Genomic DNA, 20,875 nt, shown 5'->3' on the forward strand with positions numbered 1-20,875 from the left:
CCGGGGACGCGCCGCGTCCCCCCATCCGAAGAACCACCCGAACGCTCCGGACCGAGCAGTCTGGAGCGTTCCACCACGCCTGGGGCCGCGGCCCCGCCGAGCCGAGAAAGAGGTGAACCATGCTGTTCCGCGCCCGTACGGGGACGTTCCTGACCTTCGCGCTGGCAGGGCTGCTGACCGGAGTGTGGGTGGCGCGCATGCCCGCGCTGGCCGCCAAGTTCGGGACGAACGAGGGCGAGATCGGCATCGTCGTCCTCGTCTGGGGGCTCGGCGCGATCGCCGCCATGCAGGCGCTGCGCGGCGTGATGGCCCGCGCGGGCAGCCGCGCCGCGCTGCGGGTGGCGCTGCCGCTGACCGGGGTGTCCTACGCGGCGGTGGCGCTCGCCCCCTCCTACGGCGTGCTGCTCGGCGCCGTCGTGCTGTTCGGCATGACGTTCGGGATCACCGACATCGCGATGAACGCGCAGGGCAGCGTGGTCGAGCGCGCGTACCGGCGGTCGATCATGAGCGGCATGCACGCGGGCTGGTGCGTCGGCGCGATGAGCGGCGGGCTGTTCGGCGTCGCCACCGCCGCAGCCGGGCTCGGGTTCACCGAGACCGTGCTGGCCGCCGCGCTGCTGACGCTGCCCGCGGGCCTCGCCCTCGGCCGCACCTACCTGCCGGACCCGCCCGCGCCCGCCGCGGCCGGGACGGGCCGCCGCGCCCGCCGCCTGCCGCCCGCCGTGTACCTGATCGGCGCCCTCGGGTTCATCGCGTTCATGACCGAGGGCTCGATCGCCGACTGGAGCGGGCTGCTGCTGCACGACGAGATGGGCGCGACCGAGGCCGTCGCCGCGTTCGGCTACCCGATGTTCGAGCTGGCGATGCTGCTCGGCCGGCTCATGGGCGACCGCGTCCGGATGCGGGTCGGCACCCGGCGGCTGCTGATCGGCGCGGGCCTCGGCACCGCCGTCGGGATGACGGTCGTCGTGCTGGCGCCGGCGGCGCCCGTCGCCATCGCCGGGTTCTTCTTCACGGGCCTCGTGGTGTGCACGGTCGTCCCGACGACGATCTCGCTGGCCGGAGCCGTCGCGCCGGACCGTCCGGCCGCGGCCGTGGCGCAGGTCGGCGCGATGGGCTACGGCGGGCTGCTGCTCGGCCCGGTCGTCGTCGGCTTCCTGTCGGACGCCACGTCGCTGCGGGTCGGCGTCGGGACGGTCGTCGTGCTCGCGCTGCTCATCGCGGCGGGCGCCCGGTTCGCCCCGCTGCGCGCGCCGGGCGACGTCGCCGCCGTCCCCGCCGAGGCCCCGCCGACCGACACCCGGCCCGAGCCCATCGCCGCCTAACCCGCCGCACTGCCGCTCTGATCCGGTATAACCCGTTCTGGATCACGGTGAAGGGGGCGGTGCATGGGCGGGTGGCGGGTCCCGGGGTACAGCGAGCTGCGGGTGCTCGGCGAGGGCGCGCAGGGCCGCGTCGTGCTGGCCCGGCACGACGCGACCGGGCGCCCGGCCGCGATCAAGTACCTGGCGGACGCGCTGGCCGGGGACGCGGGTTTCCGCGAGCGGTTCCGCCGCGAGGCGGACCTGCTGCGGCGGCTGCGCAACCCGTTCGTCGCGCAGATGTTCGGGCTGGTCGAGACGGCCGACGGCGCCGCCATCGTCATGGAGGCGGTGGACGGCGCGTCCCTCAAGGCGGTGCTCGCCGAGCACGGCCCGCTGCCGCCCGAGGCGGCGCTGACCCTGCTCAAGGGGTCGCTGCTCGGGCTGGCGTCCGCGCACGACGTCGGCATCGTGCACCGCGACTACAAGCCCGCGAACGTGATCGTCCGGGGCGACGGGCTGAGCAAGCTGATCGACTTCGGCATCGCCGTGGACGCGGGCGCCGCCGGCCGTTCCGGGACGCCCGTCTACATGGCGCCCGAGCAGTGGCGGGACGAGCCCGCGTCCCCGTCCACCGACGTGTACGCGGCGGCCTGCGTGTTCTTCGAGTGCGTGACCGGGCGCCGCCCGTACGCCGCCGAGGACCAGGCCGGGCTGATGGGCCGCCACCTGACCGCGCCGGTCCCGGTGGAGGACGTCCCCGAGCCGCTCCGCCCGCTGATCGAGCGGGGCATGGCGAAGAACCCGTGGGACCGTCCGCTCGGCGCGGCGGCGTTCGTCGCCGAGCTGGAGTCGGTCGCCTCCGGCGCGTACGGCGCGGACTGGGAGGGACGCGGCGTCCGGACGCTCGCCGGGGCCGCCGCCGCGCTGTCGATGCTGTTCCCGCTGACCGCGCTCGGCCTCGGCTCCGGCGGCGCCGCGTCCGGCGCGGCCGGGGCGGCGGGGGCCGCCGGGGCGGCGGGCGCGGCGGGGAGCGGCGGCGGCGCCGGAGCGGGCGCGCTCGGCGCGCTGGGCGCGAAGGGGACGGTGGCGATCGCGGGCGGGGCCGCCGCGCTCGCCGTGGGCGGCGGCGCGGCCGTCTACGTCGCGACCGCGGACGAGGCCCCGAAGCCGATCGTGGCGCGGCTCGCCGCGCTGAGCGAGCCCCAGCGGGACATCGGCGACGGGAAGACGTTCCAGGCGCAGGGCCGCGTCGTCCAGGTCGCGGGCGGCGACGCCGCGCTCAACCGGAAGATCAACCAGGCGCTGCGGGCGCCGCTCGAACAGCGCTGGGCCAAGGTCCGCAAGGGCCTCGACGGGATCGGCCGGGGCGCGTACACCGACGTCGTGACGCCGCGGATCCTGATGCGCAACGACCGCCTGCTGTCCGTCTGGTACGGCGTCGAGCTGCGCGGCGAGCGCGGGACGGGCTGGGACCAGTCGCAGGCCGCGACCGTCGACCTGCGTACCGGCGCGTCCTACCGGCCGCTCGACCTGTTCCGCGTCCCGTCCGACCAGGGCCTCAGGCCGCTGGACGGCAAGGTCAAGGCGCACCTGCCGGACGGCGTGTACTGCTACAGTGACCGGCCCTCCACGAGCGGGCCGATCCAGCCGGAGGGGACGGACGACCCGTCCAGGTTCGTCAAGACGGGCGACGTCACGATGGCGCTCACGCCGCAGGGCGTCCGCGTGGCGTTCTACGGGTCGATCCTCGGCTACGCCTCCGCGTGCGGGCTGCTCGACGTGGTCGTCCCTTACGCGGAGATCGGGACCATGCTCAAGCCGTCGCTGCTCGCGGCCGTGCCGTACCCGTCGCCCGCCCGCTCCTGAGCGGACGGGCGACGGGGCCGTCACTTGCGCTTGGCGATCTCCTCGGTGAGCTGCGGCGCGACCTGGAACAGGTCGCCCACGACGCCGAAGTCGACCAGTTCGAAGATCGGTGCCTCGGGGTCCTTGTTGATGGCGACGATGGTCTTCGAGGTCTGCATGCCGGCCCGGTGCTGGATGGCGCCGGAGATGCCGACCGCGATGTAGAGCTGCGGCGACACGGTCTTGCCGGTCTGCCCGACCTGGAACGAGTGCGGGTACCAGCCCGCGTCCGTCGCGGCCCGGGACGCGCCGACCGCCCCGCCGAGCGAGTCGGCCAGGCCCTCGATGATCGAGAAGTTGTCGGCGCCGCCGACGCCGCGCCCGCCGGAGACGACGATCGCGGCCTCGGTGAGGTCCGGGCGCTCGCCCTTCTCCTGGACGACCTTCTCCACGATCTTCGCGGCCTTGTCGGCGTCCGACAGCGCGACCGTCACCTGCTCCTCGGCGGGGGTGGCGGCGTTCGGCTCCGGCGCGACCGAGTTCGGCCGCACGGCGATGATCGGCGTGCCGGTCCTCACCTTCGCGTGCGCGATGATCCCGCCGCCGAAGATGGAGTGCTCGGCGACGAAGCCGTCGGTGACGTCCACGACGTCGGTGAGGACGCCGGAGCCGGTCTTCACCGCGAGGCGTCCGGCGATCTCCTTGCCCTCGGCCGTCGCGGCCACCAGCACCGCCGCCGGGGACCTCTCCTTCACGAGCTGCGCGAGCAGCGCGGCCTTCGGCGCGACGACGTACGAGGTCAGCTCCTCGTCGGCGGCCACGTAGACCTTGCCCGCGCCGTACTCGCCGAGCCGGTCCCTCGCGTTCTCGTAGCCCGGGCCGACCCACACCGCGGCGGCCTCACCGAGCCGGTTCGCCAGCGTCAGCAGTTCGAGCGTGACCTTCTTGACCTCACCGTCGACATGGTCGACGAGGACGAGAATCTCCGCCATTGTTCGCTAGTCCCCTTCCCCGGTCAGACGAACTTCTTCGACGCGAGGAACTCGGCGATCTTCGCGCCGCCGTCGCCCTCGTCGGTGACGATCTGACCCTTCGCGCGGGGCGGCGCCTCGGCGAAGTCGACCACCTCGGTGGCCGCGTTCGCGAGGCCCACCTGGCCCGCGTCGATGCCGGCGTCGCCCAGCCCGAGCGTCTCGACCGGCTTCTTCTTGGCCGCCATGATCCCCTTGAACGAGGGGTAGCGCGGCTCGTTGATCTTCTCGACCACGCTGACCACCGCGGGCAGCGTCGCCTCGACGCGGTCGAACCCGTAGTCGGTCTGCCGCTGGATCTTGATGGACGTCCCGTCGATCTCGACCTTGTTGGCGAGCGAGAGCTGCGGGACGCCGAGCCGCTCGGCGAGCATCGCGGCGAGCACGCCGGTGCGCGCGTCGGTGGACTCCGAGCCGAGGATCACGAGGTCGAACCCGGTCCGGCCGAGCGCCTGCTGGATCGCGTACGAGGTCTGCAGCGCGTCGGAGCCCGCGAGGCCGTCGTCGAGGAGGTGCACGGCCTTGTCGGCGCCCATGGCGAGGGACTTGCGGATCGAGTCGGCGGCCTTGTCGGGGCCCATGCTCAGAACGGTCACCTCTCCGCCCTGGGCCTCCTTGATGCGCAGCCCCTCTTCGATGGCGTACTCATCGAGCTCGTTGATGACACCGTCCGCTGCGGCACGGTCGAGCGTGCTGTCATCGGACTTCAGCTTGCGCGGGCTCTCCGTATCGGGAACCTGCTTCACCAGGACGACGATGTTCATGGCCGGTGGCCGACCTCCCCTGCACTCAGTTGGCCGCTGAGGTCAGCGGCAGAGGTGCGCGGCCCTGGCGGGCCGACGCGGACGTGCGCTTTCGAAGTCACAGCCTGCCAAACACCCGAACGGGCTTCGGAACCGGGTCCCTGATTCGGCCGTGTCGGAATAATGTTACCCGTCAGTAGCATACTCGCAAATCAGAACCTGTTCACGGCGTTCTGCAACCGGTCCATCGTGCTCTCCAGGGACCGCTGGAACCCGTACATCGGCGAGAAGCTCGGCGTGAGGGTCAGCGCGCCGAGCGCCGCCAGCAGCGCCAGCGCGCCGAGCAGCGCGCCCGCCGCCGCGATCCGCCGGGGCCGCCGCGCGACCGCCAGGAACATCCGCTCCAGCTGCCGCCTCGGGGCGCTGACGCCGGGCGCCGTCCACAGCACGGCCGCGCCCGCCCCGGCCCCGAACGCGCACGCGCCGAGCGAGTCGATCTCGCCGCCGACCGCCGTCGCCGCGACCAGCCCGAGCGGCACGGCGACCGCGACCGCCGCCGCGTACGGGACGGTCAGCAGCGTCCGGCCGAACGCCCACGCCCAGCCGCGGGCCGTCGTCCCGGCGACGCTGAGCAGCGTCACCGCGCAGAGCGACAGCACGAGCCCGGCGATCGGCGCCATCACCACGACGGCGACCGCGATCACCATCACCAGGGCCGTGAGGAGCCGCGCCCACCCGCGCGCCACGGCCAGCTCCGGCGCGGGCCCGGCCGAAGCGGAAATCGGCGGGCGCGGGACGGGCGGGTGTGAGACGGGCGGGTGTGAGACGGGCGAGGGCGCGACGGGCGCCCGGCGCGGCGGCGGCGCCAGCGGCGGCGGGGTCCCGGTCTCCGGCCCGCCGGGCAGGACCAGCCCGGACGCGGCCTCCACCAGCTCGGCCGCCGACGGGCGGACGCCCGGATCGGCGGCCGCGGCCGCCTCGACGAGGGGGCGCAGCGCTTCGGGCAGGACGGCGGCGGGCGCGTCCGGGGTCCCGGTGGCGGCGAAGGCCACGGTCGCGGCCCAGGCCCGGACGTCCCCGGCCGGGCCGCCGTCCGCGCCGTCAGGGCCGAGCGCGAAGTCGACGACGACGGGCGCGCCGTCCACGACGAGGACGGTCTCCGGGCCCAGCGCGCCGTGCGCGAGGCCCGCCCGGTGGACGGCCGCGAGCCCCTTGGCCAGCCCGGCCGCCAGGCGGCGCAGCGCGTCCCCCGACAGCGGGCCGTGCTCGGCGACGGTCTCCGCGAGCGGCCGCCCGGGGACGAACCGCGACACGACATAGGGCGGGGACGCGGCCGGGTCGCCGTCCAGGACGTCCACCACGTAGGGGCTGAGCACCTCGCGCATGCGGGCGACGTCGGGGACGGCGCCCGGCGGCAGCAGCCGGATCGCCACGTCGCGCCCGTCCGGCCCGGCCGCCCGGTGGACGGCCCCCGCGTCGCCGCCCAGCGGGGACAGCAACCGGTAGGGGCCGATGTGCGCCTGGTGGCTCGTCTCGCCGCTCATTGTGCCGCCACCCTACCGACCCCGGCGGGCCGCGCCGGGGACGTCCGATCACACGCCGGGGACGCCGGGGAGGTCGGAGAGGAAGTCGTGGACGTCGGAGCGCAGGCCCTCAAGGTCCTGGCTCATGCCGTCCAGCGGCGCCGTGTCGGGCGGCTGGTTCTGCGCGACGACGACCAGCACGATCGCGAGGACCCCGAGGATCAGCGCGCCCGCGAGCGCGACCTCGGCGCGCGGGAGCACCGCGCCCCAGATCCGGGCGAGCTGCCGGCGCGGCGCGCCGCTGCCCGGCGCGAGGCAGAGCAGTCCGATCACCGCCATGGCGGAGTAGGCGATGGCGGTCGAGGCCGTCATCTCCGACCTCGCGAAGATCAGCACGCCGAGCATGATCAGCCCGGCGGCGCAGCTCAGCGACGTCCACAGCAGCGTGGACATCAGGGCGCCCGGCAGGTGCAGCGGCGTCCGGAACGCGGCGGCGACGGCGTCGCCCGAGCGCGGGCCGCGCCGGGTCTGCCGTCCCTCCATGCCCTTGGCGGCCTTGTCGGCCATCCGCAGGACGAGCACGCCCGCGACGGTGACGCCGACCGCGAACAGCGGCGCGAGGTGGGCGAACCCGAGCAGCGCCACCAGGACGAGGAAGCTCAGCACCCGGTACCAGCCGTAGGGCTTCGGGCGGTCGCGCTCGGCGCGGGCGCGGTCCTCGACGCGGCGCTGCGCGTCCTGCGTCCGCGCGTCGTAGGGGCCGCCGCGCTGCAACTCGCCCGGCGGCTGGTGCGGGGGCTGGTGGGGCGGCGGCTGGTGCGGGGGCGGCGCGTACTGCGGCGGGTATCCGCCCTGGTCGTAGGGGTTCGGCGGGGGGTTCACCCGGGCGTAGCCGTGCTGCTGGTACCGCTCCCCCGCCCGGGTCGGGGCGGGCCCCGGCGGCGGGACGGGCGGCGGCGCGGCGGGCGGCAGCTGGCCGACGAAGTCCTTCGGCTGGGCCGGGGGCGGCGCGGGCGCGGGCGGCGGCGTCGCCGCGGCCGGGATCGCGGTCGACCCCGGCGTGGTCGGACGCGCCTGGACCTCCGACGGCGGCGGCGCGGCCAGCGGCATGGAGAACTGCCGCGAGTGGTCCGGCGCGGTCTCGTCGATCGGCTGCGACCCACTCGGCTGGGAGGTCGGCTGGGACGTGCTCGGGGACGACGTCGCGGACGGCGCCGGGTAGTGGCGGTCGATCCTGGTCTGGTCGGTGATGGTCGCTTCGATGTGGATGCGCCGGGTGAGCTGCACGAGGTTCACCGCGGTGGGGCGCTCGGCCGGATGCCGGGCCATCGCCGAGCGCAGCACGGGCAGCATCGCGTCCGGCACGCCGTCCAGGTCGGGCGTGCCCTGCATGATCTTGTAGAAGATCGACTCGAAGGTGCCGGAGCCGAACGGCGGGCGGCCGGTCGCGGCGTAGGCGACGGTCCCGGCCCAGGCGTGCACGTCGGACGGCGGCCCCGCGTCCTCGCCCTCGATGATCTCCGGCGCGAGGTAGCCGGGAGTGCCGATGACCATGCCGGTCGCGGTCAGCCGGGTCGCGTCGGCGGCCTGCGCGATGCCGAAGTCGATCACGACGGGCTCGCCGTCCACGAGCATGACGTTGCCGGGCTTCAGGTCGCGGTGGACGATCCCGGCCCCGTGGATCGCCGACAGCGCCGACGCCAGCCCGACGCCGAGCCGCTGGAGCCCCGGCCCGTAGATCGGCCCGGCCTCCTCGACGATCTCCTCAAGGGTACGGCCGGGCACGTACTGGGTGACGATGTAGGGCTGGTCGGCGGTCACGTCGGCGTCGAGGATCTCCGCGACGTGCGGGCTGTGCACCCGGCGCATCGAGTCGACCTCGCGGGCGAGGCGGCGGCGCGCCGTGGCGTCCCCCGCGACCGCGGGCCGCAGCACCTTGATGGCCACGTTGCGCCCCTCGGGGTCGGCGCCGAGGTAGACGACGCCCATGCCCCCTTCCCCCAGGGTCTGGAGCACGCTGTAGTGGCCGATTCGGTCCCCGGACGTGACAGCTCCCCTCATCGTTTCGAAAACCCTACCTTCCGTGGATCGCGTCCCCGCGGATCCGCCGCCCGTCACGCGGCGGACGCGCCGCCGCGTCCCTCGGCCAGGGCGCCCGCGAGCCGGCGCGCCGTCGGCCGCCCGGCCGGATCGCGCCGGAACGCGCTCCGCAGCAGCCCCGCGAGCGGCTCGGGGACGCCGTCGAGATCGGCCTGGCCGCGCAGGATGCGGAAGCACACGCCGTGCAGCGAGCCGCGTCCGAAAGGCGGGCGGCCGGTCGCGGCGCAGGCCACCGTCGCGGCCCACGAGAACACGTCGGAGGCGGGGGTGGCGCGCTCCCCCTCGATCAGCTCGGGGGCGAGGTAGGCGGGCGTCCCGACGACCATGCCGCGCTTGGTGAGCTGCTCGGCGCCCGCCTCGTGCGCGATGCCGAAGTCGATCAGCGTGGGCCGGTCGCCCATCACGATCACGTTGCCGGGCGCCACGTCGCGGTGCAGGACGCCCGCGTCGTGGACGTCGGCGAGCCCGAGCGCGAGCCGCCGCGCGAACCGGGCGAGCCGGTCGCGGCGCAGCGGCCCGTACGCCGAGATCAGGTCGTTCAGCGGGCAGCCGGGCACGTACTCCATGACCACGTACGGCCGTTCGGCGGTGACCTGCCCGTCGAGCAGGCGCGCCACGTAGGCGCTGCGCACCCGCCCCTGCGCGGACAGCTCCCGCGCCAGCCGCGCGATCGCCTCCGGCTCTCCCCTGAACTCCGGCCTCAGCTCCTTCACCGCGACCTCGCGGCCGCGGGGATCCATGGCGAGGTGCACCACGGCGGTGCTGCCCCGTCCGATCTCGTCCAGCAACCGATAGCCGCCCAGTCGCCGATGCGTCCCCATGAATCCTTAGACGCCGGAAACCGGGCCGACGTTCCGGACAAATCGGACCATCGGCCGGAGTCGGCGGCCAGGGCCGGTCAACCGAGGGCGTGAGCCGAGGGATCGGCCGAGAGGGTCAGCCGCGGCGGGCCGCCTGGCGGGCGCGGCGCTCCTCGCGGCGCGTCTCGAACCGGGTGGCGGCGGCGTCGAGGCCCGCCAGGAACTCGCCGAGTTCCTCAAGCGCCTTCGCCCCGTCGCCGGACAGGTCGGTGCGGTCGAACACGTTCCACTTGCGCAGCACCGGGACGAGCACGTCGTCGTGGTGGAGCCGCAGGTCGTAGATCCCGGCGTTGGCGATGATCACCGACTTGCGCATGAACCCGTCGATGCTGTGGCCCGGCATCTGGAACCCGGTGACGACGTCGGTGATCGCCCGCATCGTCGCGTTCGGCTCGGCCTCCAGCGCGGCGGCCATCAGGTTCCGGTAGAAGATCATGTGCAGGTTCTCGTCGGCCGCGATCCGCGTCATCATCTGCTCGCAGAGCGGGTCGCCGGACGCCCGGCCCGTGTTGCGGTGCGAGACGCGGGTGGCGAGCTCCTGGAACGACACGTACGCGGCGCCGTGCAGGAACGAGTCGCCGTGGTCGGCCTCGTAGCCCGCCTCCATGTGGTGCATGCGGGCGCGTTCCAACGCGACCGGGTCGACGGCGCGGGTCACGGTCAGGTAGTCGCGCAGGGCGATGCCGTGCCGGTTCTCCTCGGCCGTCCACCGGTTGACCCAGGTTCCCCAGGCGCCGTCGCGGCCGAAGACCGTGGCGATCGCGCGGTGGTAGCCGGGGAGGTTGTCCTCGGTGAGGAGGTTGACGATGAGCGACTCGCGCGCCTCGACGCTCAGCTTCGACTGCTCGATCGACCAGGGCTCGCCGTCCAGCGGACCGTCGAAGTCGCGGCCCTCGCTCCACGGCACGTACTGGTGCGGAAACCACTCCTTGGCCATCGACAGGTGCCGGTTCAGCTCCTTCTCGACCACCGGCTCGAGGTCGAGCAGGAGGCGAGTCTGGAGCTTCTCTTCGGGGGTCGCGGACATGCGTTTCCTTCGCTGGACGACGTGGACGTACCGGACGGTGCCGCCGAGCGCGCGGCACGTGTCAGGGGCTGCCAGCAGGCCGTACTCTGAACCTACTCAACCGTAGGTTCGATCGTCGCCAGTGCGCGCGACCCGCGTCAAGTCGCCTCCGCGACAATCAGCGAGCGCCGAGTTTTGTAGACCCGAGCAAAGGAGCGCGTGTGCGTTTCGTCACCGCTGTGCGTTTCGTCACCGCTGTGCGTTTCGTCACCGCTGTGCGTTTCGTCACCGCTGTGCGTTTCGTCACCGCGTGTCGGCGGCCTGCTGCCACACGCGGTTCGCCGCCGCGCGGAGCAGCGGCCTCGGGACGAGCCGCAACGCGGGGAACGCCGCCTTGTACTGCACGCCGGGGATGCAGAGGGCGCGTCCGGCGGACACGGCGTCCAGCCCGGCCCGCGCCACGTCGTCGCGCCGCAGCCAGAGGATGTTGGACGGGACGTCGTCCTCCGTCCGGGTGAAGCCGGGGCACAGCGCCGTCACGTGCACGCCCTTGCCCGCCACCTCGGAGTGCAGGCTCTCGGAGAACGACGCCACGTACGCCTTCGTCGCCCCGTACGTGGCGCTCCCCGGAGAGGGCGCGAAGCCCGACATCGAGGCGACGTTCAGCACCCCGCCCCGGCGCCGCTCGACCATTCCCGGAAGGGCCGCGTGGGTGAGCCGCACCAGCGCGGTCACGTTCAACTCGACCTGCGCGAGGTGGTCGTTCAGCGGCATCTCCGCGAACGGTCCAAACGCGCCGTGGCCCGCGTTGTTGACGAGCAGTTCGACGGGGTCGGCGCGGAGCCGTCCCTCCACCTCGGCGCGCTGGGCGAGGTCGGTCAGGTCGGCCGCGAGCACCTCGACCGCGACCCGGTACCGCTCGACCAGCTCGCGGGCCAGGTCGTCCAGCAGGCCGGTCCGGCGCGCCACGATCACGAGGTCGGTGCCCCGGGCGGCGAGGACGCGGGCGAAGCTCTCCCCGATCCCGCTGGACGCCCCCGTCACGAGCGCCGTGCGATACGCGTGCCGCATGGCGGCCGATGCTAGCGGCCCGTATCGGCGCGGCCACGCGGCTCGCCGAAGAATCGAATAACGGTTTAGGCGGTCATGTCGGACGTGCGCACCGGCTCGCCCACGGCCCGCTCCGGCGGCGGCAGCATGGCCCTCGGATCCTCGCCCGCGACCCACAGCCCGACGACGAACGCGGTGGCCGCTTCCAGCAGGCCGGCCCGCTCCAGGCCGCCGCCGTCCATGGGGACGCAGCCGAGATCGGCGACCAGCGTCCGGACGGTCGCGAGCGCGTCGGCGTCGTCCCCGCACAGCGGCACGCCGAGCGGGCGCCCGTCGAACACCGGCGGCGCCATCCGCCACACGCTCTCGTGGCACAGGTTGAACGCCTTCACGACCCGCGCCCCGGTCGCGTCGGCGATCCGCCGCGCGGCGGACGGCCCGCCGCCGGTCTTCAGCCGCTCGAACGGCGGCTCCATCGGGTTGGTGCAGTCGATCAGGACGCGCCCGGCGAGCGGCCCGGCCTGCCGCAGGACGTCCGGGACGCCCTCGTGCCACACGGCGAGCAGGACGACCTCGCCGAACTCCCCCGCCTCCCGGAGCGTGCCGCCGGTCGCCCCGGCGCCGACGCGCTTCGCGAGCGCGACCGCCTTCGCGGGCGTCCGCGCCCCGATCCGCACCTCGTGCCCCTTGCCCGCCCACTGCGTGGCGAGCGCCTCCGCCATGTCGCCCGCGCCCAGCACACCGATCCGCATGAGGTCCTCCCGTCTCGACTACCGTCGGACGGGACGCTAGGCGGTCCGTTCCGCACCGTCCGGTGCCTATCGGACGCAGCAGGATCGCGCCGGGGGGAAACCATGGACGACACCGGCTTCGTCGCCGACTGCCAGACGCGGCTCGCGCTCGACCTGCTGTCCGGCACCTGGACGGGCGTCGTGCTGTGGACGCTGCGCGACGGCCCGCTGCGGCCGGGCGAGCTGCGCGCCCGGATCGGCGGCATCAGCCACAAGGTCCTGACCGGGACGCTCCGCCGCCTCGAACACGACGGCCTCGTCACCCGCCGCCGCTACGCCGAGGCGCCGCCGCGCGTCGAGTACGCGCTGACCGCGCCGGGGCGCGGCCTGCTCGTCCCGCTCGACGCGCTCGGCCGGTGGACCGAGCGGTACGCCGACGACGTCCTCGACGCCCGGGACCTCGCGGCGGGGGTCAGCGGCCGGTGAACGTCGCCTTGCCGGGGCCCTCCTCCATGAAGCTCTTCATCCCGGCGGCCTGGTCCTCGGTGGCGAACAGCGCGGCGAACTGCGTCCGCTCGATCTCCAGGCCGGTCTCCAGGTCGACCTCAAGGCCCGCGTCGATGGCCTGCTTGGCGGCGCGCAGCGCGATCGCCGGGCCGCCGACGAACGTCGCCGCCCACTCCTTCGCCGCCGCGTAGACCTGGTCGTCCGGGACGACCCGGTCGACCAGGCCGAGCGCGAGGGCCTCGGCGGCGCCGACGTGCCGTCCGGAGAAGACCAGGTCCTTGGCCCGCGACGGGCCGATCAGCCGGGACAGCCGCTGCGTGCCGCCCGCGCCCGGGATGATGCCGAGCTGGATCTCCGGCTGCCCCACCTTCGCGCCCTCGCCCGCGACGCGGAAGTCGGCGGTCAGCGCCGTCTCGAGGCCGCCGCCGAGCGCGTACCCGGTGATCGCGGCGATGACCGGCTTCGGGATCCCGGCGAGCGCCTTCGCGAAGTCCTGCAGCAGCCGCGAGTGGCCGGCGGACATCTGCGCGTACGACATCGGGGCCATCTCCTTGATGTCCGCGCCCGCCGCGAACACCCTCTCCCCGCCGTACAGGACGACGGCGGCGACCGCGTCGTCCTGCGTGACCTGGCGCGCCGCGTCGATCAGCTCAAGCTGCATCTGGGCGTTCAGGGCGTTCATCTTCGGGCGGTCGAGCCTGATCGTCGCGATCCCGTCCTCGACCTCGACCCGTACGAACTCGCCCACGGCGACCCTCCTGGAGTGAAACGGCGGCAAACGCCACGAGCCTAACGCGACGCCCCGCGGTCACCGTGACGGCGGTCGGCCGCGCGACGCGAGGCACGAAACGGAACGTCAGAGGCTGCTGGTAGCTTCGGTGACCATGCTCGTCGCCCACGCCACCTGGCATGGCGGTGCGCTGTGCCTGTGGGCCGAGCGCACCGGCCCGGTTCCCGGAACGGAGCTCCAGCGGAGTGGAGGGACCCGAGCCGGTGCGCCACCCCGGTGGGGAGTCGTCCCCCCACAAGAAACAGGGCCTTATGGGCTTCCCTCTGACGACGTCCACCCCTTCGCTTCGCGTGATTTCGCGGGGACGTCGTACGAGCCGTTCGTCCGGGGCGCGATCCGGGTCGAGTTGGCGATGGCGCTGCCGACCTCCGGCGGGCATCCGCTGCCGTCCGCCGAGCTGGGGCCCGAGCCGGTGGCGGACGAGCCCGAGCTGCGCCTGTGGCGCGTCCCGGCCCTCGTGCTGGAGCCGTTCCCGGCGATGGCGCTGCTCCAGGCCGCCGAGCGGAGCGCCGACGTCGTCCCCGGCGGCGACCTGCGCTTCCTGTGCCTGGTCGCGGGCGAGGCCGTCCGGCTGACGGAGCGGGGGCAGGTCCTTCCCGCGCTGCTGCGCGAGGACGGCGACCTCGTCGCCCGCTGGCGTCCCGTGCTGGACGAACCGGCCCGCTTCCGGGCCCTGGCCCGCGCGATGCCCGCCGCCTGCCGCGCGGCGGACGGCGGGCGGCCCGCCGCCGAGGTGCTGCGCGAGGCGCTGTCCGGGCTGGTCGACACGGCGGTCCGCGGGGTGGTGCCGCATCCGCTGCTGGCGCCCCGGCGCGGCAAGGTCCCCGAGCGGCTGCCGCTCGCCGAGCGCTGGGCCGCCGCGCTCACCGGGCCGTCCGCCGCGGTCGCCCGCGAGCCGCGCGACGACCCGGACGACCTGATCGCCGAGCTGGACGCCTGGGCCGCCGCCGCGCGCCGCCCGTCCGGCCCGCTGCGGGTGTGCTTCCGGCTCGCCGAGCCCGGCCCGGGCGACGACGAGAAGAAGACCGCGTGGCGCGTCGAGTTCGCGCTCCAGGGCACCGACGACCCGAGCCTGTACGTGCCCGCCGCGACCGTGTGGGAGGGCGAGGCCGCCTCGATCCCGCGCGCCGAGGAGACGCTGCTCGCCGGCCTCGGCCGGGCGCTGCGGCTGTTCCCCGACCTGTCCCCGGCGCTGGACGGCCCGTCCCCGGCCGAGCTGCCGCTCGACACGGCGGGCGCGTTCCGCTTCCTGCGGCAGGCGGCGCCGATGCTGGCCGCCGCCGGGTTCGGCGTGCTGCTGCCGCAGTGGGCGGGCAAGGCGAAGCTCGGCATGAAGCTGACGACGCGGAACGACGACCCCGAGGCGTCGTCCGGGTCGGCGGCGTCGTCGGGCTTCGACCTGAAGGCCATGGTCGACTTCCGCTGGGACCTCGCCATCGGCGACGAGAGCATCGACGAGGAGGAGCTCGCGGAGCTGGCCCGGTTGAAGACGCCGCTCGTCCGGCTGCGCGGCCAGTGGGTCGAGCTGGACGAGCACCAGCTCGAAGCCGCCCTCGACTTCCTGCGCCATCCGAGGCGCGGCCGGATGACGGCCGCGGAGGCGGTCCGCGCGGTCGTCCACGCGGGCGACGACGCGCTCCCGCTGACCAGTGTCGACGCTGGCGGCGCGCTCGGCGACCTCCTCTCCGGTGAAGCCGACCGGCGACTCGTCCCCCTGCACACCCCCGAGGAGCTCGACGCCGAGCTGCGCCCCTACCAGGAGCGCGGCCTCGCCTGGCTCGCCTTCATGGACGGCCTCGGCCTCGGCGCCCTGCTCGCCGACGACATGGGGCTGGGCAAGACGATCTCCGTCCTGTCGCTGCTCGTGCACGAGCGGGAGGGCGGCGCCGCGCCCGGCCCGACGCTGGCGATCCTGCCGATGTCGCTGGTCGGGAACTGGCAGCGGGAGGCGGCGCGGTTCACGCCGAAGCTGCGCGTCTACGTCCACCACGGGACGGGACGGCACCGCGGCGACGACCTCGTCCGGGCCGCCGCGGGCGCCGACCTCGTCCTCACCACGTACGGGACGGCGACCCGCGACGCCGAGTCCCTCGCCGAGATCGCCTGGGAGCGGGTCGTCTGCGACGAGGCGCAGGCGCTCAAGAACAGCGGGACGCGCCAGGCCAGGGCGGTCCGCGGCATCCCGGCGCGCAACCGCATCGCGCTCACCGGCACCCCGGTCGAGAACCACCTCACCGAGCTGTGGTCGATCATGGAGTTCGCGAACCCGGGGCTGCTCGGGCCGCGCGCCGCGTTCCGGCGGCGGTTCGCGATCCCGATCGAGCGGGACGGCGACGAGCAGGCCGCGCTGGCGCTGAAACGGGCGACCCAGCCGTTCGTCCTGCGCCGCCTCAAGACCGACACGTCGATCATCTCCGACCTGCCGGAGAAGCAGGAGATCAAGGTCTACTGCAACCTGACCGCCGAGCAGGCGTCGCTCTACCAGGCGACCGTCGACGACATGCTCCAGCAGATCGCCGAGGCCGACGAGACGCAGCGGCGCGGGCTCGTCCTCGCGACGATGGCGAAGCTCAAGCAGGTCTGCAACCATCCGGCGCAGCTCCTCAAGGACGGCTCGCGGCTGCCCGGCCGGTCCGGCAAGCTCGAACGGCTGGAGGAGATCTGCGCCGAGGTCGTCGGGCAGGGCGAGAAGGCGCTCGTCTTCACCCAGTACGCCGAGTTCGGCTCGATGCTCCAGCCGTATCTCGCAGGACGGCTCGAACGCCCGGTGCTGTGGCTGCACGGCGGGACGTCCAAGCAGGGGCGCGACGACCTCGTCGAGCGCTTCCAGAGCGACGCCGAACCGTCGGTCTTCCTGCTGTCGCTCAAGGCCGCCGGGACGGGCCTGACGCTGACGGCCGCGAACCACGTCGTCCACGTCGACCGCTGGTGGAACCCCGCCGTCGAGGACCAGGCGACCGACCGCGCGTTCCGCATCGGGCAGACCCGCAACGTCCAGGTCCGCAAGTTCATCTGCGTCGGGACGGTGGAGGAGCGCGTCGACGAGATGATCGACCGCAAGAAGGCCCTCGCCGACTCGATCGTCGGCACCGGCGAGGACTGGCTGACCGAGCTGTCGGTCGCCGAGCTGCGCGACGTCCTGCGGCTGTCCCCCGACGCGGTGAGCGGCTGATGTCCGAGGAGCCGGAGGGCCTCAGGGCCCGCACGAAGCGCGGCTCGATCGGCGCGCAGTGGTGGTCGCGCCGCTTCATCGACCTGGTCGAGTCGTTCGCCGACACCGGCCGCCTCCAGCGCGGCCGGACGTACGCGCGCAAGGGCAACGTGTTCGACCTCAAGGTCTCCCCCTACGAGGTGACGGCGCGGGTGCGGGGCTCGGCGCCCGACCCGTACGAGGTGGCGCTCGGCATCGACGCCATCGAGCCGGACGGCTGGCGCGCGGTGGAGCGCGAGCTCGCGTCCCGCGCGGTGTTCAAGGCGCGGCTGCTCGCCGGGGAGATGCCGCCGGAGATCGAGTGGGTGTTCGCCGAGCTGGGCCTGTCGCTGTTCCCCGGCGAGGCGTCCGACCTGCACCTGATGTGCGACTGCCCCGACTGGGGCGACCCGTGCAAGCACGCCGCCGCCGTCCTGTACCTGCTGGCGGAGAAGTTCGACGACGACCCGTTCCTCATCCTGCTGTGGAACGGGCGGGGCCGCGAGAGCCTCCTCTCGTCGCTGCGCCGCGACTCCGCCGTGGAGCCCGACCCGCTCGACATGGCCGACGAGCCGCTCACCGCCGCCGGGTTCTGGACGCCGCCGGCCGGGCTCGCGGGGCTGCGCGACCGCCCGGCCGTCCCGCCCGCGCCGCCGGGCCTGGTGCTCCAGGTCGTCCCGCCCCCGCCGGTGAAGATCCGCCGCCGCGGCTTGGCGGAGGTCCTCGCCCCGGCCTACGAGGCCCTGGCCGAGAACCCCGCCGAAACCGACTAGCCGGCGGCGGGGCTACCGCAGGTCGCCGTTCGTCATGCCGGGCGGGGCCGGGGGCAGCGCGACCAGGCCCAGTTCGGCGCGGCCGGACAGCAGCGGGTGGCTCGGCACCACGCGGACGCTGTAGCCGAACGCGCCGCTGCGGCCGAGCGGGACCTCGCCCGTGTAGCGGTGGCGCCCGTCCCCGGCGGGCTCGCGGTCGGCGAGTTCCAGGTAGGACGGCGCGACGAGGGCGTCGGAGTCGTCGACGCGGCCGTACACGACCTCGACGGCGACGTCGTCCGGGTCGAGGCCGCCGAGCGCGACGACGGCCCGGACGGTGAGGCGGGCGCCGACCTGCGGGCTCTCCGCGCCGTCCGACTCGACGTGCTCGACGGCGACGTCCGGCCACGCCCGGCGGACCCGCTGCTTCCACGCGGACAGCGCGCGGGCGCCCGCGAACTTGTCGGCGGTCATGGCCCGCGCCGCCGCGGCGGCCGGGGTGTACAGCTCGTCGACGTAGTCGCGCAGCATCCGGGACGCGAGCACCTTCGGGCCGAGCGTCGCGATCGTGTGCTTCACCATCTCCAGCCAGCGCCGGGGCAGGCCGCTCGCGTCGCGGTCGTAGAAGGTGACGGCGACGTGGTCCGCGATCAGCTCGTAGAGCGCGGCGGCCTCCAGCTCGTCCCGCCGGTCGGGGCTCGCGAGGCCGTCGGCGGACGGGATCGCCCAGCCGTTCTGGCCGTCGTACCACTCGTCCCACCAGCCGTCCAGGATCGACAGGTTCAGCCCGCCGTTCAGCGCCGACTTCATCCCGGACGTGCCGCACGCCTCCAGCGGGCGCAGCGGGTTGTTCATCCACACGTCGCAGCCCTGCACCATGAGCTGCCCGAGCGCCATGTCGTAGTCGGGCAGGAACACGATCCGGTGCCGGACGTCCTCCCGCCCGCTGAACCGCACGATCTCCTGGATCAGCCGCTTGCCGCCCTCGTCCGCCGGGTGCGCCTTGCCCGCGACGACGATCTGCACGGGGCGCTCCTCGTCCAGCAGGAGGGCGCGGAGCCGCTCCGGGTCGCTCATCATCAGCGTCAGCCGCTTGTAGGACGGGACGCGCCGCGCGAACCCGATCGTGAGGACGTCCGGGTCGAGGGCGCCGTCGGTCCACGCCACCTCGGCCTCGCTCGCGCCGCGCTGCCGCCACGACTCGCGCAGCCGCCGCCGCGCCTCCAGCACGAGCCGGCGGCGCAGCACGCCGCGGACCCGCCACAGCTCGGTGCCGGGACGGGTCCGCACCTCCTCCCAGCCCTGCCCGGACTCGAAGAGCGACGGCAGCTCCCGCGCGGCGAGCTCCAGCATCTCCCGGGCCACCCACGTGCCCGCGTGCACGCCGTTCGTGATCGACCCGACCGGGACCTCGTCGGTGTCGAAGCCGCCCCACAGCCCGCCGAACATCTCGCGGCTGACGCGCCCGTGCAGCTCGCTGACGCCGTTGACGCGCTGCGCCAGCCGCATCCCCATGACGGCCATGTTGAACACGGTGCGGTCGCCGCCCGGGTAGTCCTCCGCGCCGAGCGCGAGGATCCGGTCGACGGGGATCCGCTCCTCCTCGTTCGAGCCGCCGAAGTACCGGCCGATCAGATCGCGCGGGAACCGGTCGATCCCGGCCGGGACGGGCGTGTGCGTCGTGAACACCGTGCCCGCGCGGACCGCCTCCAGCGCCTCGTCGAAGCTCAGGCCCTCCTCGTCCGCCAGCTCGCGGATGCGCTCCAGGCCGAGGAACCCGGCGTGCCCCTCGTTGGTGTGGAACACCTCCGGCGCCGGATGCCCGGTGATGCGGCAGTACGCGCGGATCGCGCGGACGCCGCCGATGCCGAGGAGCATCTCCTGCAGCAGCCGGTGGTCGCCGCCGCCCCCGTACAGGCGGTCGGTGACGTCCCGCGCCGACCGGTCGTTCTCCTCGACGTCGGAGTCGAGCAGCAGCTGCGGGACGCGCCCGACCCGCGCGACCCACACCTGCGCGTGCAGGCCCTTGCCCTTCGGGAGCCCGACCGCCACCCGGACGGGCGCGCCGTCCCGCTCGCGGAGCAGCGTCAGCGGCAGGCCGTTCGGGTCGATCGGCGGGTAGTGCTCAAGCTGCCAGCCGTCCGGCGACAGCGATTGCGAGAAGTAACCGTGGCGATAGAGAAGTCCTACCCCGATGATCGGGACGCCCATGTCGCTCGCGGTCTTCAGATGGTCGCCCGCGAGGATGCCGAGGCCGCCGGAGTACTGCGGCAGCGCGGCGGTGATCCCGTACTCGGGCGAGAAGTAGGCGATGGACGTCGGCGTGTCCCGCCTGGCCTGGTACCAGCGCGGCGCCGTCAGGTATTCGTGCAGGTCCTCGGCGGTGTCCTGGAGCCGGCGCAGGAACCGACGGTCGTCCGCCAGCCGCGCGAGCCGGTCCGGCGCGACCTCGCCGAGCAGCCGCACCGGGTCGTGGCGGACGGCCTGCCACAGCGCCGGATCCACCGCGCGGAACAGGTCGAGCGTCTCGTGGTGCCAGGACCAGCGCAGGTTGAGGACCAGCTCCTCCAACTGCCGGAGCGGCTCCGGGAGGACGGTACGGACCGTGAATCGTCGGATTGCCTTCACGCGACGTCACGCTATGCGGTGCCCGGCGCGGACGCGACAGCCGGGGTTGCGTGAACGGCGCGTCGCACACAGTTATCGGTGGTTTGGAGGGGGTATCGGCCGGTTCGCGGGCATGGACGTTTCGGAATTCCCGCACGGGTAGAGGAGGCCTTATGCACGACGAGTCCGGGACGTCCAGCGGGACCGGCATTCCGAGGCTCGGTCGCATCCCGATCCTCGATGTGGCGCCGGTGGTGGGGTGTGGGCGGTGGCCTGCCAAGGCGGTGGTGGGGGAGACGGTCGAGGTGTCGGCGACGGTGTTCCGGGAGGGGCACGAGCGGTTGGGCGCGGCGGTGGTGCTGCGGACGCCGGAGGGTGAGGAGTTGCCGGGTGAGGTGATGGCGGAGGTGGCGCCGGGGTTGGACCGGTGGGCGGGGCGGGTGACGCCGACCGGGGTGGGTTCGTGGTCGTTTCGGGTGCAGGCGTGGGGCGATCCGATCGCGCACTGGCGGCACGACGCGCAGATCAAGGTGCCGCGCGGGCAGGACGTCGAACTCATGCTCACCGAAGGGTCGCTGCTGTACGCGCGGGCGGCCGAGGCGGTGCCGGGCAAGGACCGCCCGACCCTGGAGCGGCTCGCCCGGCGGCTCGGGGACCAGACCGTCCCGGTCACCGACCGGATGGAGGCCGTCGACGACCCGGACGTGGCGGACGTGCTGGCGCGTCATCCGCTGCGTGAGCTGCTGACCGTCAGCGACTGGTACCCCCTGGCCGTCCACCGCCAACGGGCCCTGTTCAGCGCCTGGTACGAATTCTTCCCCCGCTCCGAAGGCGCG

Annotated in this window: 16 protein-coding genes; 6 read left to right on the plus strand and 10 right to left on the minus strand. The window is 74.2% G+C overall.

The window, feature by feature from the left end:
* Positions 1 to 119: 119 nt before the first annotated feature.
* Both FXF68_RS22645 and FXF68_RS43115 read left to right on the plus strand, forming a co-directional pair.
* On the plus strand, positions 120 to 1,325 hold the full coding sequence (locus tag FXF68_RS22645) for an MFS transporter (RefSeq protein ID WP_148762270.1): 1,206 nt from the start codon (positions 120 to 122) through the stop codon (positions 1,323 to 1,325).
* A 63-nt stretch (positions 1,326 to 1,388) separates the two neighbouring features.
* A complete protein-coding gene (locus FXF68_RS43115) occupies positions 1,389 to 3,170 on the plus strand; it encodes a serine/threonine-protein kinase (protein ID WP_222870025.1) in 1,782 nt (593 codons plus the stop codon).
* A gap of 20 nt (positions 3,171 to 3,190) precedes the next feature.
* Here the strand turns inward: FXF68_RS43115 and FXF68_RS22655 are convergent, their stop codons facing one another.
* The 8 genes from FXF68_RS22655 to FXF68_RS22690 all read right to left on the minus strand — a co-directional run bounded on the left by FXF68_RS22655 (position 3,191) and on the right by FXF68_RS22690 (position 12,214).
* On the minus strand, positions 3,191 to 4,141 hold the full coding sequence (locus FXF68_RS22655; RefSeq protein ID WP_148762271.1) for an electron transfer flavoprotein subunit alpha/FixB family protein: 951 nt from the start codon (positions 4,139 to 4,141) through the stop codon (positions 3,191 to 3,193).
* A gap of 23 nt (positions 4,142 to 4,164) precedes the next feature.
* Positions 4,165 to 4,944: an electron transfer flavoprotein subunit beta/FixA family protein gene (locus FXF68_RS22660; RefSeq protein WP_148762273.1), complete on the minus strand. Its 780-nt coding sequence runs from the start codon at positions 4,942 to 4,944 to the stop codon at positions 4,165 to 4,167.
* 191 nt (positions 4,945 to 5,135) lie between these two features.
* Entirely contained in the window at positions 5,136 to 6,467 is a 1,332-nt protein-coding gene (locus tag FXF68_RS22665; RefSeq protein WP_148762275.1) for a hypothetical protein, read from the minus strand.
* Positions 6,468 to 6,515: 48 nt separating this feature from the next.
* Positions 6,516 to 8,507 (minus strand): serine/threonine-protein kinase, encoded by a 1,992-nt coding sequence (locus tag FXF68_RS22670; protein ID WP_148762277.1) that lies wholly within the window; start codon positions 8,505 to 8,507, stop codon positions 6,516 to 6,518.
* 53 nt (positions 8,508 to 8,560) lie between these two features.
* A complete protein-coding gene (locus FXF68_RS22675; RefSeq protein WP_148762279.1) occupies positions 8,561 to 9,367 on the minus strand; it encodes a serine/threonine-protein kinase in 807 nt (268 codons plus the stop codon).
* Positions 9,368 to 9,482: 115 nt separating this feature from the next.
* A complete protein-coding gene (locus FXF68_RS22680; RefSeq protein ID WP_148762281.1) occupies positions 9,483 to 10,433 on the minus strand; it encodes an acyl-ACP desaturase in 951 nt (316 codons plus the stop codon).
* A 282-nt stretch (positions 10,434 to 10,715) separates the two neighbouring features.
* Complete coding sequence (locus FXF68_RS22685) at positions 10,716 to 11,483, minus strand: SDR family NAD(P)-dependent oxidoreductase (RefSeq protein WP_148762283.1); 768 nt, start codon at positions 11,481 to 11,483, stop codon at positions 10,716 to 10,718.
* Between the two features lie 65 nt (positions 11,484 to 11,548).
* A complete protein-coding gene (locus FXF68_RS22690; RefSeq protein WP_148762285.1) occupies positions 11,549 to 12,214 on the minus strand; it encodes an NADPH-dependent F420 reductase in 666 nt (221 codons plus the stop codon).
* A 102-nt stretch (positions 12,215 to 12,316) separates the two neighbouring features.
* Between FXF68_RS22690 and FXF68_RS22695 the strand changes: the two genes are divergently transcribed.
* Positions 12,317 to 12,679 carry a winged helix-turn-helix transcriptional regulator gene (locus tag FXF68_RS22695; RefSeq protein WP_148762287.1) on the plus strand — a complete coding sequence of 121 codons (363 nt, stop codon included), beginning with the start codon at positions 12,317 to 12,319 and terminating at the stop codon, positions 12,677 to 12,679.
* Here FXF68_RS22695 and FXF68_RS22700 read toward each other — a convergent pair.
* Entirely contained in the window at positions 12,666 to 13,448 is a 783-nt protein-coding gene (locus FXF68_RS22700; RefSeq protein WP_148762289.1) for an enoyl-CoA hydratase/isomerase family protein, read from the minus strand. The two genes, FXF68_RS22695 and FXF68_RS22700, sit on opposite strands and share 14 nt — an antisense overlap.
* A gap of 136 nt (positions 13,449 to 13,584) precedes the next feature.
* Here FXF68_RS22700 and FXF68_RS22705 point away from each other — a divergent pair, with 136 nt between their 5' ends.
* Both FXF68_RS22705 and FXF68_RS22710 read left to right on the plus strand, forming a co-directional pair.
* A complete protein-coding gene (locus FXF68_RS22705) occupies positions 13,585 to 16,662 on the plus strand; it encodes an SNF2-related protein (protein WP_148762291.1) in 3,078 nt (1,025 codons plus the stop codon).
* Positions 16,662 to 17,453, plus strand: coding sequence for an SWIM zinc finger family protein (locus FXF68_RS22710; protein WP_148762292.1), 792 nt, complete (start codon positions 16,662 to 16,664; stop codon positions 17,451 to 17,453). Before FXF68_RS22705 ends, FXF68_RS22710 begins: the two co-directional genes overlap by 1 nt.
* A gap of 12 nt (positions 17,454 to 17,465) precedes the next feature.
* Here the strand turns inward: FXF68_RS22710 and glgP are convergent, their stop codons facing one another.
* Entirely contained in the window at positions 17,466 to 20,060 is a 2,595-nt protein-coding gene (glgP, locus tag FXF68_RS22715; RefSeq protein WP_148762295.1) for an alpha-glucan family phosphorylase, read from the minus strand.
* A 152-nt stretch (positions 20,061 to 20,212) separates the two neighbouring features.
* On the opposite strand from glgP, the gene FXF68_RS22720 reads away from it, so the two are divergent.
* The coding region (locus FXF68_RS22720) for a maltotransferase domain-containing protein (protein ID WP_148762297.1) at positions 20,213 to 20,875 on the plus strand (663 nt) is incomplete at its 3' end.

It is taken from the genome of Actinomadura decatromicini (assembly GCF_008121305.1).
Classification (GTDB): Bacteria; Actinomycetota; Actinomycetes; order Streptosporangiales; family Streptosporangiaceae; genus Spirillospora; species Spirillospora syzygii.